14 protein-coding genes and 4 pseudogenes are annotated in these 16,063 nt (G+C 58.4%); 2 read left to right on the top strand and 16 right to left on the bottom strand.

Going from position 1 to position 16,063, the window contains the following annotated elements:
• Window positions 1-149 precede the first annotated feature (149 nt).
• Window positions 150-338, bottom strand: a complete 189-nt coding sequence (locus tag ACEN2R_RS19330; protein WP_442044385.1) for a Chromate resistance protein ChrB — start codon at window positions 336-338, stop codon at window positions 150-152.
• Between the two features lie 18 nt (window positions 339-356).
• Between ACEN2R_RS19330 and ACEN2R_RS19325 the strand changes: the two are divergent.
• A pseudogene (locus tag ACEN2R_RS19325) lies at window positions 357-470 on the top strand (transposase); the annotation flags it as partial.
• Window positions 471-707: 237 nt separating this feature from the next.
• On the opposite strand, the pseudogene ACEN2R_RS19320 reads toward ACEN2R_RS19325, so the two are convergent.
• From ACEN2R_RS19320 to ACEN2R_RS19280, 9 genes and pseudogenes are all read right to left on the bottom strand, one after another.
• Window positions 708-1,478, bottom strand: a pseudogene (locus tag ACEN2R_RS19320) (IS110 family transposase); the annotation flags it as partial.
• Window positions 1,479-1,562: 84 nt separating this feature from the next.
• Complete coding sequence (locus tag ACEN2R_RS19315) at window positions 1,563-2,567, bottom strand: tyrosine-type recombinase/integrase (RefSeq protein ID WP_442044383.1); 1,005 nt, start codon at window positions 2,565-2,567, stop codon at window positions 1,563-1,565.
• The gene (locus ACEN2R_RS19310; RefSeq protein WP_442044382.1) at window positions 2,564-3,685 is read right to left on the bottom strand and encodes a tyrosine-type recombinase/integrase; all 1,122 of its coding nucleotides are present in this window, start codon (window positions 3,683-3,685) and stop codon (window positions 2,564-2,566) included. The genes ACEN2R_RS19315 and ACEN2R_RS19310 overlap by 4 nt, the downstream gene beginning before the upstream one ends.
• A gap of 316 nt (window positions 3,686-4,001) precedes the next feature.
• Window positions 4,002-5,381, bottom strand: coding sequence for a dihydrolipoyl dehydrogenase (gene lpdA, locus ACEN2R_RS19305; protein WP_442044381.1), 1,380 nt, complete (start codon window positions 5,379-5,381; stop codon window positions 4,002-4,004).
• Window positions 5,382-5,394: 13 nt separating this feature from the next.
• Window positions 5,395-6,273, bottom strand: a complete 879-nt coding sequence (locus ACEN2R_RS19300; protein WP_442044379.1) for a 2-oxo acid dehydrogenase subunit E2 — start codon at window positions 6,271-6,273, stop codon at window positions 5,395-5,397.
• Window positions 6,274-6,281: 8 nt separating this feature from the next.
• Window positions 6,282-7,712, bottom strand: a complete 1,431-nt coding sequence (locus ACEN2R_RS19295) for an NAD-dependent succinate-semialdehyde dehydrogenase (protein ID WP_442044377.1) — start codon at window positions 7,710-7,712, stop codon at window positions 6,282-6,284.
• 17 nt (window positions 7,713-7,729) lie between these two features.
• Window positions 7,730-8,992, bottom strand: a complete 1,263-nt coding sequence (locus ACEN2R_RS19290; protein WP_442044376.1) for a biotin/lipoyl-containing protein — start codon at window positions 8,990-8,992, stop codon at window positions 7,730-7,732.
• Entirely contained in the window at window positions 8,982-9,473 is a 492-nt protein-coding gene (locus ACEN2R_RS19285) for an alpha-ketoacid dehydrogenase subunit beta (protein ID WP_442044374.1), read from the bottom strand. Before ACEN2R_RS19285 ends, ACEN2R_RS19290 begins: the two co-directional genes overlap by 11 nt.
• An 8-nt stretch (window positions 9,474-9,481) precedes the next feature.
• A pseudogene (locus tag ACEN2R_RS19280) lies at window positions 9,482-12,229 on the bottom strand (RecQ family ATP-dependent DNA helicase); the annotation flags it as partial.
• 343 nt (window positions 12,230-12,572) lie between these two features.
• Here ACEN2R_RS19280 and ACEN2R_RS19275 point away from each other — a divergent pair.
• A pseudogene (locus ACEN2R_RS19275) lies at window positions 12,573-12,782 on the top strand (transposase); the annotation flags it as partial.
• A 147-nt stretch (window positions 12,783-12,929) separates the two neighbouring features.
• Here the strand turns inward: ACEN2R_RS19275 and ACEN2R_RS19270 are convergent.
• The 6 genes from ACEN2R_RS19270 to ACEN2R_RS19245 all read right to left on the bottom strand — a co-directional run bounded on the left by ACEN2R_RS19270 (window position 12,930) and on the right by ACEN2R_RS19245 (window position 15,976).
• On the bottom strand, window positions 12,930-13,064 hold the full coding sequence (locus ACEN2R_RS19270; RefSeq protein ID WP_442044372.1) for a hypothetical protein: 135 nt from the start codon (window positions 13,062-13,064) through the stop codon (window positions 12,930-12,932).
• A 53-nt stretch (window positions 13,065-13,117) separates the two neighbouring features.
• Window positions 13,118-13,549 carry a c-type cytochrome gene (locus tag ACEN2R_RS19265; RefSeq protein WP_442044370.1) on the bottom strand — a complete coding sequence of 144 codons (432 nt, stop codon included), beginning with the start codon at window positions 13,547-13,549 and terminating at the stop codon, window positions 13,118-13,120.
• A 110-nt stretch (window positions 13,550-13,659) separates the two neighbouring features.
• Window positions 13,660-13,944, bottom strand: a complete 285-nt coding sequence (locus ACEN2R_RS19260; RefSeq protein ID WP_442044368.1) for a copper-binding protein — start codon at window positions 13,942-13,944, stop codon at window positions 13,660-13,662.
• 35 nt (window positions 13,945-13,979) lie between these two features.
• Window positions 13,980-14,456, bottom strand: coding sequence for a cupredoxin domain-containing protein (locus ACEN2R_RS19255; RefSeq protein ID WP_442044367.1), 477 nt, complete (start codon window positions 14,454-14,456; stop codon window positions 13,980-13,982).
• A gap of 42 nt (window positions 14,457-14,498) precedes the next feature.
• Window positions 14,499-15,752, bottom strand: a complete 1,254-nt coding sequence (locus tag ACEN2R_RS19250; protein WP_442044365.1) for a multicopper oxidase domain-containing protein — start codon at window positions 15,750-15,752, stop codon at window positions 14,499-14,501.
• A gap of 26 nt (window positions 15,753-15,778) precedes the next feature.
• Window positions 15,779-15,976, bottom strand: coding sequence for a hypothetical protein (locus tag ACEN2R_RS19245; protein WP_442044363.1), 198 nt, complete (start codon window positions 15,974-15,976; stop codon window positions 15,779-15,781).
• Window positions 15,977-16,063: the final 87 nt, after the last annotated feature.

The raw sequence follows: 16,063 nt of genomic DNA, 5'->3' as shown, positions 1-16,063 counted from the left end.
ATCCGTCTGCATATTCTGAACGCCGATTGCAGAGCGCTGCCTTGGTGTGTTCAGAACGCGGGCGTGGTTTGGCTGGCGACTTACCTTCTTCGCCTGAACTAACCGTCGCGCGGACACAAGACGCCTGCGATGAGCAGACCGAGGCTGCCCTAGAGCTTCTTGAGGCCGACGTCGTTCTCCTCGAGTTTGGCATAGGTATAGTGGTTCGCAGTTTTCTCCTTGGAGACGTCGCGCTCGGAGTCGTCACATTTGTCGAGGATTTCTTCGTAGGCGTCATCCGGTAATCCCCCCCCGAAATTAAGGGGCTGCGAAAGTAGAATTTTCTTGCCAGTATGCATTAGGAAATTCAGATGAAGATGACAAGCAGATACACTGAACCCCATATCCTTGCGATCCTGCGCCAGGCTGAAGGCGGCGTGCCGGTAGCCGAGCTTTGCCGCGAGCATGGCATGAGCAATGCATCCTTCTACATCTATGGATGTCTCTCCCATTGCAAGATTTTCGCTGATCTGTTCCGCCGCCAGGTCCCAGGTTGCAAACATCTATCCGGCGTCACCGTTCGATGGTGCGCCCAAATGGGAATTCCGCGTGGTGAGCCTCAACAAATGGTCGGCCTCAGCAGGCCATTATAAAAGCCAGGTTCCTCACACACCGGAGTTTGCCGGTCGGTTCATTTCTTTGGTCGTCTTGCAATCCTTGTCTCGCGCTTAAGCGTGGGCGCGGAACTCCTCATTTTTGTTCAGCATCGCCCAGATGATCCGAGCGTTCTTGTTGGCAACGGCGACGATGGCGCGGTTCATGCCCCGTCGTTCCCGAAGACTGTTTATCCATTGACTGAATGGGTCTGTCTTTCGCTGTGCGACGCGGACCACTGATCTGGCGCCGTGGATCAACAGGGTTCGGAGATGTCTGTCTCCGCGTTTACTGATCCCCATAAGCAGCCTCTTGTCGCCGCTCGAGTGTTGTCGTGGAACCAAGCCCATCCATGCGGCCAGATGCCGACCGTTTTTGAACTCTTGACCGTCACCCACAGCTGCAACAACAGCTGTCGCCGTCTTTGGACCGACACCGCAGATGCGTGCAATCCGGCGACAATCCTCATTGGACTTGAACACCGCATCAATGCGGCGGTCGAAGGTTGTGATCTGAGCATCAATCTGTCCCAAGAAGTCGAACAAGTCGCCAATGATCTCCCGACTCATTGCGCTCAGCCCGTTCGTCTGGTTCTCAAGTATCTCTGGGATGGCCCGCCGTGCCCGTCCGATCGATAAAGCGATCGGTATGCCGCGGTCCAACAGCAGGCCCCGCATTTGGCTCACGAGTGCGGTCCTGTGATTGACGAGGCGGCGGCGCGCCCGATGCAGGGCCTGAATGTCCTGTTGTTCTTCTGACTTGGTTGGCACGAACTTCATGTTCGGAAGCATCAATGCGGTACAAATGGCCTCGGCATCGTTCTGATCGTTCTTTTGATGCTTTACTTATCATCAGGTGGCCATAATGCGGAGGAACGTGCGGAGATGTGCTGTTTTGAGGCGTTTCCATCCACGTTCCTCCGCATTATTTCAGAGCGTGTCGAGCCAGGCGAGTAGGCTCGCATCCCGTTTCCATGACGGTGGATGAACTCCCGCTGCCGGAGGACTAACCTGTTGCAGTGCCTTTCGCTTCGTTTCCAGATTGGCGTTTGCGTAGTGGTTGGTGGTGTCGAGGCTCACGTGGCCAAGCCAGTTGCGGATGACTGTGACGTCGACGCCTGCCGAGACAAGGTGGACGGCGGTGGCGTGGCGGAAGCTGTGCGGCGTCACATGCTTGCTGCGCAGCGATGGTACGGTTTCTGCCGCGGCCTTCACATAAATCGCCAGCTTGAACCGGACGCCCGAGGCGCTGAGCGGCTCGCCATAGCGGTTCACGAACAGCCGCTGGTCCGATGCTCGCGGTTTTCGCTCCAACAGCTTTTTCAACAGTAGCACGGTTTCCGGCCAGAGCGGGCAAATGCGTTCCTTGCGGCCCTTGCCCGTCAGACGCACGCAACCTGGGCTATCGAACCGGATCATATCGGGGCACAGATCGAGCGCTTCCTGTATTCGGGCCCCGCTGTTGTAAAGGAACGAGAGCAGCGCGTGATCGCGCATGCCCTCAACGGTCGAACGGTCTGGTTGGGCAAGGATCGCTGCTATTTCCGTCGGTTCCAGATAGCAAGGTTCCGATACCGGTGCCCGTTTGACCGGGATGTTGAGGATTTCCGAGCATTGAGCGATCGCTGCGGGATCTCTGGTCGCTACGAAGTTGAAGAAGCTGCGGATCGCTGCAAGCCGGCAGTTGCGTGTGCCAATCGTGCCGCCGCGCTCCTGTTCAGCGTACCTCAGGAAGGCAACAACATCGCTGGCAGTCAGATCGGCCAGCGCTATCTTCGCAACCGTCGTTTTCGCGCGTTGTGCGGTGAACCTCAGGAACAGCCGCCATGTATCGCGGTAGGATCGGACCGTATGGACGGACGCGTTGCGCTGTTCAACAAGCCATTCGTGGAAGAACGCGCGCATCAGGTTCGGGAACGGGTTGGTTTTGTTCATGACCTCACCTCGCGCCCAAGGTCGAGGCATGGGGCGCCCACGGTCCTGAACCGTTCGTTGGCGTGATGCAGCAGATCCTGCGTGACGGTGATGTAGACCAAGGTCGAGTTAATATCCCGATGCCCAAGGTAAGTCGCGAGGAACGGCAGGCGATCCTGCGGATTGATGCCCGCTTCGTACCATTCCAAAATTCGGTTCACGACCATCGAGTGGCGTAGATCATGAACGCGCGGCCCGGTTCGCCCTTGCCGTGGCTTCAACTCTGCGCGCCGCATGATGTCACTAAGCAGCCAGGTGACCATTTCCGGCGTGTACCTGCGGGTGCGGCCCTGTCCGTGCCAGAACAGACCCGAACATGGATCCTGCGATGCGCCGGCACGGCGTCGGGCTTTGATATAGGCTCGAAGCTCGACCACCACGCTGTTGGGCAGCGGCAGGATTCTGGTTTTGAAGAACTTTGTCTGCCGCACCGTGATCGTGCCGTCCTGAAGATCAACGTCGCCAAGATCGAGACGGGCAAGCTCGCCCCGCCGCAAGCCTGCACAATAGGCCAACACCAGCATGGTATAGATCGTCAGCGGGCGAAGCGGTGCCCGTGGTGACGGGTAGGAACGAGCGATGTCGAGCATCCGCCGGACATCGTCTGGCGAATGGATGTGGGGCTTGCGCCACTGCTTGACCACTTCTTTCTGCGGTCGCGGGTCCGGCCGGCGGAATGGGGTCGATGGATCCTGACGATGGAAGATCTTCGTGAGGACACGCCTGAGATTTTCACATTCGGCGGCGTGATTGCGCGTGGATTTCGCAGCCGTCCAATGATCGAGTATCACCCCGATCGGTTGCTCCTGGAGCGCCGGGTTCAGCTGCAAGAAACGGTCGAATCTCAATAACCGCGCAGACTGTGACGTGTATTTGTATCCTCGGTTCCGCATCAGCGCGACGTGCTCAGCCAAAACCGCTCCCAGCACGCTGCCGAACGGCCGGGGCTGGCGCAACTCGGCAAGGGCCTTTTCCGGATTTCGCGATGCCAGAGCGCGCCAGACCGGCATGCACTGCTTGATATTGCATGCCTGGCGCAAGGCGGTGACGGGGTTGCGGTCGATGGCCTCAGTTTTCACAAGGTGATCGAAGAACCGGTCAACGATGCGGGTGCGGTGCAGCAGCGTTGTCGCGGCCCAGTTTTCCGCCGATACGTGACAAGACCAGCTTCGCTGATGGCGGGAGAGACATCCATCCCATTAAGTGGCGGGCGAAGTATGGCGGGATGCCCTCTCGGTGATGCAAACATCACCTGCCGGGGGCTCTGTTGATGGCGTGGATGCCCCCTCCTGATCCGATCGCTTGAGAGTTGGCCTGAACTATTGCCACGGCAATGGCATCTTCCGGTTCCTCTGCTATCACCTGTGACAAGTGTCTGTTCTCGGGAAAGCACTTTCACAGGTCCGTCAGCATGCCTAATGCACGTTCAGCCGCGAATGCTACAGTTTCTGACATGGTAGGATGGGCGTGTACAGAAAGGGCGATGTCTTCCAGCGTTGCCCCCATTTCGATGGCAAGCGTGCATTCAGCCAGGAGTTCTCCCGCATTGGGGCCGATCAATGTTGCCCCAAGAAGGCGGTGGCTTTCCGGGCAGTAGACCAGCTTTGTCAAACCGTCACCACCTCCAGAGGCGAGGTTGCGTCCGCTCGCGGCCCAAGGGAAGCTCGTGACCTTATGTACTCTGCCAGCCGCCTTTGCCTGAGCCGAGGTTTGACCAACCCAGGCAAGTTCGGGACTGGTATAGGCGACAGAGGGAATCAGGGTCGTATCGAGCGCAGCTGTATGGCCGCAAGCGACCTCAGCGGCGACATGGCCCTGATGCGTTGCGCGGTGTGCGAGCATCGGATTGCCGGTCACATCACCAATTGCGAAGATGCTGTCGATGTTGGTACGGCAGGTCTTGTCCACAGCGATGATTCCGCGCGCGTCAATTTCGACGCCAGCTCTTTCAGGCGCAACCGTTGGTCCGTTGGATTTGCGCCCGACCGATTGAATAACAGCGGCTGCGGTGAGTGTGCCATCGAAATTCCCCTCGCAGGTCAACACCACTGCCTTGGTTGTTGCCTTGACCGCGCTGACCTTGGTCGAGGTGTGGACTGTAACGCCCTGCGCCTCAAGTGCTGCATGCAAGATGCGCACAGCATCGGCGTCTGCGTCTGGCGCGATTTGATTTGCCAGTTCAATGACGGTGACATGGGCGCCCAATGCGCTGTAGACCGTCGCCATTTCCAGGCCGATAATCCCGCCTCCAACGATGGCCAGCTCTTTTGGCACCTCCCGCAACTCCAATGCCGCCGTGCTGTCCCAGATGCGCCGATCGTCAGGCCAGCCCGGAAGCTGGACAGGAGAGGAGCCGACAGCGATCACAGCCTGATCAAAAGTCCAGTCCTCACCGTCGATATCAAGGCTGTTTGCGCCAGTGAATGTTGCAGTACCTCGAATTGTCTCAACCTTGCGGCGGGCGGCAAGCCCAGTCAGACCGCCCGTAAGTGAGCCCACGATCTTGTCCTTTCTCGAGCGCAGGATGTCGAGGTTGATCTTTGGCACCTCGAATGAGATGCCCCAGTCCTTGGACAACTCGCGGGCTTCGCGGATCACTTGTGCGGCGTGCAGCAAGGTTTTGGATGGAATACAGCCTTCATTCAGGCAAACGCCTCCCAATGTGGCCCGAGGATCCACCAGAACCACCTTGCGCCCCAGGTCGGCCGCCCGAAAAGCGCAGGCATATCCTCCTGGGCCAGCTCCGATGACAATGAAATCGGCATGTTTGGTCATAAGTCGTCCTTTTCTAGATCATCATCCGGCGCGGCTCGGCCAAAAGGCCAGCTAGGTGGCTGACAAAACGCGCGGCGTCTGCACCGTTTATGACGCGGTGATCATAGCTCAGATCCAGCGGGATCATCGGAACCGGACGGAAGGCGTCGCCATCCCAGACAGGTGTGATCTCGCTGCGGGTCAGTCCCAGAATGGCAAGTTCGGGCGGATTAACAATCGGGGTGAAGGCCATACCACCGATACCGCCGAGATTGGTGATGGTCATGGAGGCACCACCCATCTCATCGGGTCTCACTTTGCGCGACTGGGCGCGAAAGGCGAGATCGCCAATCTCGGCTGCGATGTGCCAAAGCCCTTTTTTATCGGCGTCGCGTATCACAGGCACCATCAGACCATGGGCCGTATCCACCGCAATGCCGATGTGTATATATTCCTTGAGAATCAGGGTCTTGCCATCAGGACTGAGCGAGGCATTGAAGCGCGGGAAATCGCGCAGGGCGCAGGCCAGTGCTTTGATCTGAAAGGCCAGCGCGGTCAGCTTGACCCCACGCGCCTGCGCCTCGGGTTTGAGTTGGGCGCGCAACGCCTCTATCGCCGAGACATCGGCGCGGTCATGATGGGTGACCTGAGGTATCGACGCATTGGCCGCAGCGAGATTGCCAGCAGCCAGCTGGGCAAAGCGACTCATCGGTTCTTCGGTGACGAGACCATATTGCTCATGGTCTACATCCCAATAGGCCGCATCGTTGCTTTGGGCAGAGCAGGGGGCCCCGACCAAAAGGTCCTCTCGGACGATGGTGCTGCGCCCAAGGTCTCGGGCTAGTTTTTTCAGGTCGATGCCCTTTTGGCGGGCAAGGGACCGAACGGATGGGGCGGCGATAATGTCACTCATTTCATCTCTCACCAGCTGGCCGAAATATACTGAGTTTCCATGAATTCGAGCATGCCTTCATGCCCGCCCTCACGGCCCAGACCGGACTGCTTGACCCCGCCAAACGGCGCGGCCGGATCGGACACCAAACCCCGGTTCAGGCCAACCATGCCGAACTCCAACCGTTCGCAAACCTGCAGCGCGCGCTTCATGTCTTCAGAGAAGACATAAGCGACCAGCCCGTATTCAGTGTTATTGGCACGGGTGATCACGTCCTCTTGGTCGGTGAAGGTCTGAATGGCCGCGACGGGGCCAAAGATTTCGTCATGCACGCAGTCCGCGTTTTCGGGGACATTCGAGATCACGGTGGGCGGGTAGAAGAAACCGATGCCGTTGGGCGTGGTGCCGCCACATTCGATCTTTGCACCTTTGGACACGGCATCTGCCACAAAGGCGGCAACCTTGTTGCGGGTGTCGGCGTTGACCAAGGGACCAACATCGACCGAAGGATCCGTGCCATCACCGACTTTGAGCGCGCTCATGGCCGCAGAGAGTTTGACGGTAAAGGCTTCGGCCACAGATTCATGCACATAGATGCGGTTGGCGGCGGTGCAGGCCTCGCCAAGGTTGCGCATCTTGGCAAGCATGGTGCCTTCGACCGCGACATCAAGATCGGCATCCTCGAATACAATCAAGGGCGCGTTTCCGCCCAGTTCCATCGCCGGTTTGAGAACCTGATCGGCCGCCGAATACAACAGCTTGCGACCCACAGCGGTAGAACCGGTAAAACTGACGACCCGCACGCGGGGGTCATGCAACATATGATCGACCAGCGCGCCGGTACGCTTGGAGGGTAACACGTTGACCAGACCCCTGGGCACGCCCGCCTCTTCCAAAAGAGGCATAAGAGCCAGCATGGTCAGGGGCGTCTCTGATGCGGGTTTGATGATCACGGCGCAGCCAGCGGCCAAGGCTGGTGCGATCTTGCGCGTACCCATAGCAGCTGGGTAATTCCACGGCGTAATCAGAACCGCGATGCCGGCAGGCTTGTGCTGCACGATGATCCGCGCGCCCGAGGCGGGAGCATGCATGAGGATGCCATCTGCGCGCACGGCTTCTTCGGCGAACCAGCGGAAAAACTCTGCGGCATAAGTGGCTTCGCCCATCGCGTCGGCGCGGGCCTTGCCGTTTTCAAGCGTGATCAGGTGGGCAAAATCGCCAAGGCGGGCGGTCATCAATTCCCATGCCTTGCGCAGCACTTCAGAGCGTGCACGCGGGGTGCGTGCGGCCCACTCCTTCATCGCGGCTTCTGCGGCGTCAAGGGCTGCGTCGGCATCGGCAATTTCAGCAGAGGCGACAGAGGCGATTACCTGTTCGGTGGCGGGGTTCAAAACGTCGAACCGTGTCGCCGACGCGCCTTCGCGCCATTGGCCGTCGATATAGAGATCGGTGTAGTCCATGGTCGGTCTCCGATTGATCAGAGCAGGTGGCGGAGTGGTTGCTCCATCCGTCCTGCGAAGTTGGATAGAAGGGTGATGGCATCCGGCGCATCCAATTGCGCGCCAGCATATTCAAGCGTGATGGAAAGACCGCCCCCGGACCTCGTCAGGGTCAGGGTTGGGACATCCTCTGCGCCAAGGTACACGGTTGAAATCGGCGTGAACCGCAGATCCCGTATCCGCAGGGCGGGCGCTTCGTCGCTGGGCGCGGCGGCACCAAGCTGTGCTGTGGCGGCGTAGGCCCTGCTCTCTCCGAAGGTTTCGACAGCGACAACAACCTCGCGGCCAAGGCTGGCGGCGCACAGACCAGCGAGCAGGGCCGGAGTGTCACGCAAATCAGCGTGTTTCGCCGCCCAGGATGAAAACTCGATGAACCCGTCAATCGCAAGATCTGCCGTCAGGCGGCGGGCGACCTGAACAGTCCCCTTTGCTTGCTGTGCGGGCAGCGCTTTGAGAACGGCGAGATCTTTCACATGGTAGGGCTGCGGATGTCCGGCCTGAATAAGGTAAGACAGGTCCAACCCTTGTTCGCGGGCAAGGCGGCGCAGTTTGGGAGAGGCAAGGATCCGCCCGCCCGCTGCTGAAACGGGCACTCGTGCCGATGCAGGTTTTGGTGCCTTGGCGGGCATGGCCGCAGCATCTGTTGCCTTGGGGGCGGCAGCAGGCGCCGGGGACCACGCCGCGCTTCGGCTGACCGGATTGGCCGGAGCGCTGGCGGAGATGATGGCGATAGTCTGTCCAACCGGCACGTCTTCCCCTGCCTCGGCCAGAAAAGCTGCGACAAAGCCATCGAAACCGGCATTCACTTCGACGGTGCTCTTGTCCGTCTCCACCTCGAACAGCACGTCATCCGCCTTCACCGCGTCGCCAGGCTTTTTCTGCCATGCGACCAGAAGGCCGGTGTCCTGCGCCATGCCAAGGGTCGGCATGATCACAGGCTTGCCCTCGGGCAGATCCTTTGTGACAGCAGGCTTGTTCTGCGGCGTTGGGGTAATGTTTGTGGCACTGTCAGAGATGCGAGCGATCACGTTGCCAACAGGCACCTCTGTCCCCGCCTCAACTGTAACATCGGCCAGGAAACCTGCGCCTTGCGCCTCGACTTCCATGGTCGCCTTGTCGGTCTCGACTTCGAACAGGATGTCACCTTCCTTGACCGCATCGCCCGGTTGTTTGTGCCATGCAACAATCAGCCCTGTGTCTTGTGCCATCCCGAGTGCTGGCATTATGACGTCAAGCGGCATTGATCATCTCCCCGGCGACGAGCTTCCGCGCCATATCGGCCACGGCCTTGGGCGTTGGCACGGTGACATCTTCCAGCGCGGGGCTGAAGGGGATCGGAACATCCATGGCCCCCATGCGCAGCACGGGCGCGTCCAGATGATAAAAGGCTTTCTCGTTGATCCGGCTCGCAATCTCACCAGTCACGCCATAGCTTTGGTGGCCTTCGTCCACGACGATCACGCGAGAGGTCTTGCGGGCCGATTTGAGCAGTGCGGCCTCGTCCAGCGGCACGATGGTGCGCGGGTCGATGACTTCTGCGCTGATGCCTTCGGCGGCCAGAATTTCGGCAGCTTTCTCGCAGACCTGAACCATAGAGGAGGTGCCGATCAGGGTGATGTCAGAGCCTTCGCGCTTTATGTTGGCGACGCCGAAGGGGATCAGGTATTCCTCTTCGGGGACAGGGGCCTTGTCGTTATACATCAGCTTGTCTTCGAAGATCACGACGGGGTTACCTGAACATCCTTTCCGCGGATGCCTGCGGGAGCTTTGCCGGTCAAAAAATCAAGGAGTCTCTCGGCCGCCATCCAACGCAAAGAGGCAGTCTGGTCTACTACTCGCCATGAGCGTTGCAAAACCACTTCGAGTGTCTTGCTCGACAACTTGCGCAGGCGGATATTGCCGCGCCCGCCGTCGGCGTCGCGGCCATCCCGCCCGATGCTTCGCAAGAGGCGGTCAAGGATATGTGGGCTCGCATCTTCATGCCCCTCGCCGCGCAAGAGCTGGCTGGCCGTCGCCATATCCAGCTGCGCACGATCACCAATGTCAGCATCAGGCGCCTGTTCGCGCATCTGATCTATAAGTGCCTTTTCCAGTCGCATTGCCCGTGTCAGGCGTTGACGTGACTGGTTTTCGACCCCGATATGCACCGCGACAGTGATTGCGATGTCATTTCGCGCGATGCCGAGGGTTTCCAGATCCGCCATAGCCTTGCTCAGCGCCCGATGCGAAAGCCCGCTGACATCGGTCAGCTCATCCGTCGAAATGCCCTGATCTGCGTGCGTGTTCATCACGTGGCGCACGATAGTCAAAAGCTGTGTGCGCCGGGCTTGGGTGATCTCGGCCCCCTTCAATCGGGCCTCGGCTTCGGCCAGCGTGCGCACCAAAAGCGAGGACGGAAACACCTGCACCCGGTTTTCTTCGCGTGTGACCAGCGCCGCTTCTTCAAGCCATGAAATGGCCGTTTTGACGCGAGTATCATCGCCGGCGCTGTCACGCACAAACTCGCGGTCTTTCTCCTCGCGCACAATTTCACCCGGGGTTGCGACGACCTTGCCACTATTGCGCGTGTGTTCATCGATGCGGCGCAGCGCCTTAAGGATGGCACCGATCTCGTGGCGTTCGAGGCGCGAGCGTGCGGTGAGTGAAAACTGCCGTTCGACATCGTCTGAATGATAGAGAAGCACACATTCGGCAGCCGCTCTGTCACGCCCAGCTCGGCCTGCCTCTTGCAAGTAGTTTTCCAGTGATCCCGGGATGTCAGCATGGACCACGAGACGAATATCCGGCTTGTCGATGCCCATGCCGAAGGCATTTGTGGCCGCAATCACGCGCAAATCACCCACGCGAAAGCGCTCTTGCACAGCCTGCTTGTCGTCGGCTGTTAGGCCTGCGTGGAAATGCTCGGCGGCAAGACCTTGGATTTTTAGAAAGTCCGCAACGCGTTCTGTTTCCTTGCGGGTCGCACAATAGACCACGGCCCCCGATTTTTCGCCAACGGACAGACGCGCGGACACCGCTGTCAGGATATCCCCAAGCTTGCTGCCCCTCGTGGTCGCCAGCACCGAGAACGTTAGGTTGGTGCGCGTGGCGCCGCCATCGAATAGCCCCAGCTCGATATCAAGACGCTCGCGGAAATGCTCGGTAATGTCACGCACGACCTCGGGTTTGGCGGTGGCCGTCAGGCACAGCACCGGCGCGGGTTTCGCGTCACCCGAGAATTCACGTATGAAGCGCCCGATGTAGCGGTAATCGGGCCGGAAGTCGTGCCCCCATTTCGAGACGCAATGCGCCTCGTCCAGCACCCAAAACCCTATTTCGCGCTGTGCCAACACCGAACGGATCGAGACACTGCGCAACTGTTCTGGCGAGATCAGCAAGATCGCGGCTTGGCCCATTTGCACACGGTCCAGCGCATCTTGACGTTCGGGCATGGATAGCATGCCGTTAATGGTCACCGCAGACGAAATCCCCGCGCGTTCCATCCCTTGCACCTGATCGGCCATAAGCGCCACCAGTGGCGAAATAACCACCGTCAGCGCCCCAGCCTTATCATATAGGCTAAGTGCAGGCACCTGATAGCAAACCGATTTGCCAGTGCCAGTGGGCAAGATACCAAGTACATTCGCGTGCAGCATGGCTTGCGCCACAATGACCTCTTGCAGGGGCTTTCCGTCGATATCCACGGGGTGAGGACGGTAGCCTTCAAAATCGAACCATTTCCGAAGTGCACCAACAGGGTTGTTCATCTCGGCGCACCAGTTGCATGCGCTATTGCCGCAATTGGTATCGCGTAGCGCACGCACGATCAGGGCCGCTTCGGGGAAACTGGCCCTCACCCAAGGCGGCATTACAGACTCGCCCCCCGAGACAGAAATCCATGCAAGCGCATAGGCCATCGGCCAGCCCATCTTTGGGTCTGACAGTTTTTCAATGACAGGCGCCACCTGTGCGCCACAGGCTTTGCCCGCAAGAATCGTGTTGATCGCAGCAAGTGCTGTGGCGCGATCGGGCAGAGGTGACTTGCGGATGTCCCTGAAAAACGCGTCAAACCCATCGGCGCGGTCTAGGCGGGTCGCAAGGTAATGATAGGCCAGCAAGGTATCAGGCGATTGTGTGGCAAGCTTAGTCAATGCATTGATCTGATTTTGCAGCACCTCGAAAACAAGACGCGCATCTTGCTCGGGATCGTTCACATGCCCCACCTGCAAGCGCCCATCGTGATAGTGCTTCACAAGATGGTGGTACGGGTTGCGTGGAAATGCCAGCGGATTAAGCCAAAGAGTATCGATGGGTGCAGCCATTTTAGCTGCCAGCCGTGGTCGCGCTGCCAGCAAATGCTCAATATCATGGCGCAAGATATTGTGGCCGACCACATGCGGCGTTTTCGCTAAGGCTTTTTCGAGTTGATCGAGGCCATGTTTGATCTTGCCCTTGGACGGCACAATCGCGGGCCCGTTCCCGAACCGCACCGCAGCCATGTCGAAGATCTGGGCGGTCTTGGGGTTGACTTCGAGATCAACCGACAGACACCGCTCGAGCAGAGTCTTTTTATCCTCAACCTTTGTTTTCAGGAAGTTCAGAAAAACCATAAAGCCCAATACAATAGCGTATTACATTATGGATCGACCTTAGAACACACCAACCTCCTCCGCAACAAAACAAGTTTTGCTTTGGATTTGGACTGACGAAGCACCGCGTTGTTTCTTGGGTCACGCCTTGGTGAATACCCCTGAGAACCTTGTACGGTCTTGTCATGGAATGCCCCCACTGAAGTGGTCCACCAATTGGGATATAGTTGTCCCGTTTTAGGAGGGCTAAGCGATGACTGGAAAACGAGAAAAGCCGGAAGATATCGTGCTGAAGCTTCGGCAGTTTGAAGTTTTACAAGGGTAGGGAAAGTCAGTTTCCGAGGCTGTTCGGCAAATCGGTGTAACAATTCAAACCTACTATCGATGGCGCAAGGAATATGGCGGCATGAACCGTGATCAGCTCAAGCGGCTGAAAGAGCTTGAGACAGAAAATCAGCACCTCATGACGCAGGTTTGAAACACCATCGACATATGGACGAATCCGGTAGACGAACAGCAGGACGATCTGGTTGACACCAAGTCCCAGACAGAACGCAATTCCCGCCCCGACCAACACATGCCGAGTGCTCGGCATGTCGACTTTGACCCACTATTGCAGGGCGACCAAGGCGACGAGCAGGGGGATGCCTGCTGCGGACATCCAAATCATCAGGGTGTCAAGCACCAGGCTGTGCCCGGACATGCCATTGATCAGTCGCGTGACTGCAATATCGAGATTTTTCATAAAGTTCATCGTGGTCGTATTGTTCCCTGAGTGCGTCGAGCACAACGCGCAGCTTATTGGATGCCATTCGCTCTTTGCAAGGCGCGGACGTAGGCAATGATGTTGGCGACATCCGACTTGGTCAAACCGGATTGCGGAGGCATGTTGCCGAAGGGCCAGTGGTGCGCCTGCGCACCGTTTTGCACGGCCATCTGGAACGAGAAATCCGCGTGGTGGTTCGGTTCATAGATTTTGTGGACAAGCGGAGGCGCGACGCCGTCTTGCCCCGCGCCACTGGGACCATGACATGCTGCGCATGTCCCGTTATATGCCGTTTCGCCCAAAATCTGGTTGCCCGTCAGAGTCGGAAGTTTTACGTTCACCATTGCCGCCCCAGACCGCGCAGGGGTGAGGGACGCGTCTTGTTCCTGTGGAGATACAAAAATCAGATAGACGCCAGTGGCTAGGATCGCCAGCGTAGCGAGGATGGAAATGGATCGGTTCATGTCTATGTCCTTAAACGTCTGACAGGTCTGTCAGGACACCAAGCGGTGCGTTGAAAGACCCAAAGTTGCCGGACCCGCGTGCAGGGGCCCGGCAGTTCCAGTCAAGAAGATTACTTCAGCTCTACGACTGTCAGTTTCCCCTTCACCCGGTCGGCAACGAACTCGATGTTTTGGCCTTCCGAGAGTTTTGGCAGCATCTCGTTGTTTGCGAGACGGAAGACCATTGTCATTGCCGGCATTCCTAGATCGACGAGTTCCTCGTGGATGATCGTGACTTTTCCCGCCTTTTCGTCAATTTTCTTCACGGTTCCTTTGGTGAACGTGGCCGCCGATGCGAATGAGACGGAAACCGCGAGCACTGTCGCGGCCAAAGAGCTTATTTTGAAGAATGTCATTTTGGTTTTCCTTTGTTACGTTGGAATGAAGTGGATTATTCGCTGACGCTCAGCGGGCCATGCATGCCTGCCTCGTAGTGACCGGGGATCAGACAGGCAAATTCGAATGAACCGGTATTGGCGAAGGTCCAGACGATCTCGCCTTGCATGCCCGGTTCAAGACGGATCGCGTTTGGATCGTCGTGCTCCATCTCTGGAAACTTCTCCATCATCGCCTTGTGTTCGACGTTCTTCTCGAACTCGTCCATGACAAATTCATGGACCTGCTCGCCTATGTTCTTGATGTTGAAGCGCACTGTTTCACCGGCTTTGAAAGTCAGATCGGAGGGCTCGAAAACATATTTTCCGTCGTCAGTCTCCTTCATGATGATGTCGACCGTTTTGGTCACAGCCTTTTGCGCGCCTTCCCCGCCAATGGACATCATGTCCATGTGGCCACCCGAATGGGATCCGGCGGCCGAGGCGGCGTTCGCCGACAAAACCAGTGCTGTGCTCAGTAGAAGCTGTTTCATGCTGCTCTTTCCTAGATTTTCCGGGTTTTTCCCGGAGGTGGGTTAGCCTTTAACGACGCTGCCCGAAGGCTTTACCGTGAGTTGCGTTTTGGGACTGTTCGAGCTGGAAAAGTCAGGAAGCTCTCCAGTCCATTCATAGGCCTGTGTTCCGGGTGGGTTCTCGTACCAGCCGGGGTCTGCGTAGTCGTCGGCGCCGATGCCCTCGCGCACTTTGACAACCGAGAACATGCCGCCCATCTCGATCGGGCCATAAGGCCCCCAGCCCGTCATCATTGGCGTGGTGTTGTCGGGAAGCGGCATCTCCATCTCGCCCATATCCGCCATTCCGGCAGTGCCCATAGGCATGTATTCCGGTTGGAACTTCCGGATTTTCTGCGTCAGCTTTGCCTTGTCGACCCCTATGAAGGTCGGAACATCGTGGCCCATTGCGTTCATGGTATGGTGTGACTTGTGGCAGTGGATCGCCCAGTCGCCCGGATGATCGGCCACGAATTCATAGGCACGCATCGCGCCGACCGGAATGTCGATCGACACCTCTGGCCATTGCGCAGACGGAGGCACCCAGCCCCCGTCTGTGCAGGTCACCTTGAAGTCATAGCCATGCATGTGGATCGGGTGGTTCGTCATTGTCAGATTGCCGACACGCACCCGAACCTTGTCGCCCTTGTTCACGACCAACGGGTCAATGTCCGGAAAGACACGGCTGTTCCAGGTCCACAGGTTGAAATCTGTCATAGTCATGATCCGGGGCACATAGGTGCCCGGATCAAGGTCATAGGCATTCAGCATGATCAGGAAATCGCGGTCTACCGGCATGAATGTCGGATCTTTGGGATGGACGATGAACATCCCCATCATCCCCATCGCCATCTGTACCATCTCGTCGGCATGTGGGTGATACATGAACGTCCCGCTTTTCACGAGATCGAACTCGTAAACATAAGTTTTTCCCGGCGGAATAGCGGGGTGGCTACCCAGGATCGCGCCGCGGGTGCGGCTGCCCAGGATTCCGTCCGCGTGGCCGACCTCGTGATAGCCCAGCCCGGCGATCGCCGTCTGCACCTGCGCTGTGCTCATCGTCACGCGGGGGGCGACATTGCCGGCCCGGCGCACACCAAGCAGCTTCGACGCCGCATAGCGCTTGATGCTGACCGCGTCGGACTGGTTGCCGCCCAGCACCTCGATCATCTGGCCGGATTGCGCGACAAAGAACCCGACATGGCCCTGCCATTCGGAGGATCCCCGCCGGAACACGAAAATGTCGCCCTGTTGCGCCTCCGCCAGCTCCACCGGCACGCCCCACTCCAGATAGGACCGCGCCGTCAGTTTCCGCGTCGAGCGCAGACCGGACCGGCCTGCTCGAGGCAGTGCCCGACAAAGGCTGCGCACCAGGCCACATCATCATGTGCGACCCAGTCCTGACCGATGGTGGCATACATCTCGAGGATCTTCGGATTGTCCGCAGGCCCCGGGCCTTCGGTCGTGCCGATATAGGTGCGGGCGATATCATAGGGCGTCATAGAGAACTCCTTCAGGCCCGCGCATCGCTGATGCCGGGGTATGTGGTGTTTGTGAGGGGAATGTTGGCCTGTGCGTTCCGCTTACGG

This window comes from Pseudogemmobacter sp. W21_MBD1_M6, from assembly GCF_052119585.1.
In the GTDB taxonomy this organism is placed as follows: Bacteria; Pseudomonadota; Alphaproteobacteria; order Rhodobacterales; family Rhodobacteraceae; genus JBGQOJ01.
Note: the sequence above shows the minus strand (reverse complement) of the source record. Positions and strands in the feature narration are given on the sequence as shown.

What these genes read in the sequence shown, in the direction of transcription:
- ACEN2R_RS19330 (WP_442044385.1), bottom strand. Translation starts at nt 338, where the DNA reads ATGCATACTGGCAAGAAAATTCTACTTTCGCAGCCCCTTAATTTCGGG.
- ACEN2R_RS19315 (WP_442044383.1), bottom strand. Translation starts at nt 2,567, where the DNA reads ATGAACAAAACCAACCCGTTCCCGAACCTGATGCGCGCGTTCTTCCAC.
- lpdA (WP_442044381.1), bottom strand. Translation starts at nt 5,381, where the DNA reads ATGACCAAACATGCCGATTTCATTGTCATCGGAGCTGGCCCAGGAGGA.
- ACEN2R_RS19300 (WP_442044379.1), bottom strand. Translation starts at nt 6,273, where the DNA reads ATGAGTGACATTATCGCCGCCCCATCCGTTCGGTCCCTTGCCCGCCAA.
- ACEN2R_RS19295 (WP_442044377.1), bottom strand. Translation starts at nt 7,712, where the DNA reads ATGGACTACACCGATCTCTATATCGACGGCCAATGGCGCGAAGGCGCG.
- ACEN2R_RS19290 (WP_442044376.1), bottom strand. Translation starts at nt 8,992, where the DNA reads ATGCCGCTTGACGTCATAATGCCAGCACTCGGGATGGCACAAGACACA.
- ACEN2R_RS19270 (WP_442044372.1), bottom strand. Translation starts at nt 13,064, where the DNA reads ATGAAAAATCTCGATATTGCAGTCACGCGACTGATCAATGGCATGTCC.
- ACEN2R_RS19265 (WP_442044370.1), bottom strand. Translation starts at nt 13,549, where the DNA reads ATGAACCGATCCATTTCCATCCTCGCTACGCTGGCGATCCTAGCCACT.
- ACEN2R_RS19260 (WP_442044368.1), bottom strand. Translation starts at nt 13,944, where the DNA reads ATGACATTCTTCAAAATAAGCTCTTTGGCCGCGACAGTGCTCGCGGTT.
- ACEN2R_RS19255 (WP_442044367.1), bottom strand. Translation starts at nt 14,456, where the DNA reads ATGAAACAGCTTCTACTGAGCACAGCACTGGTTTTGTCGGCGAACGCC.
- ACEN2R_RS19245 (WP_442044363.1), bottom strand. Translation starts at nt 15,976, where the DNA reads ATGACGCCCTATGATATCGCCCGCACCTATATCGGCACGACCGAAGGC.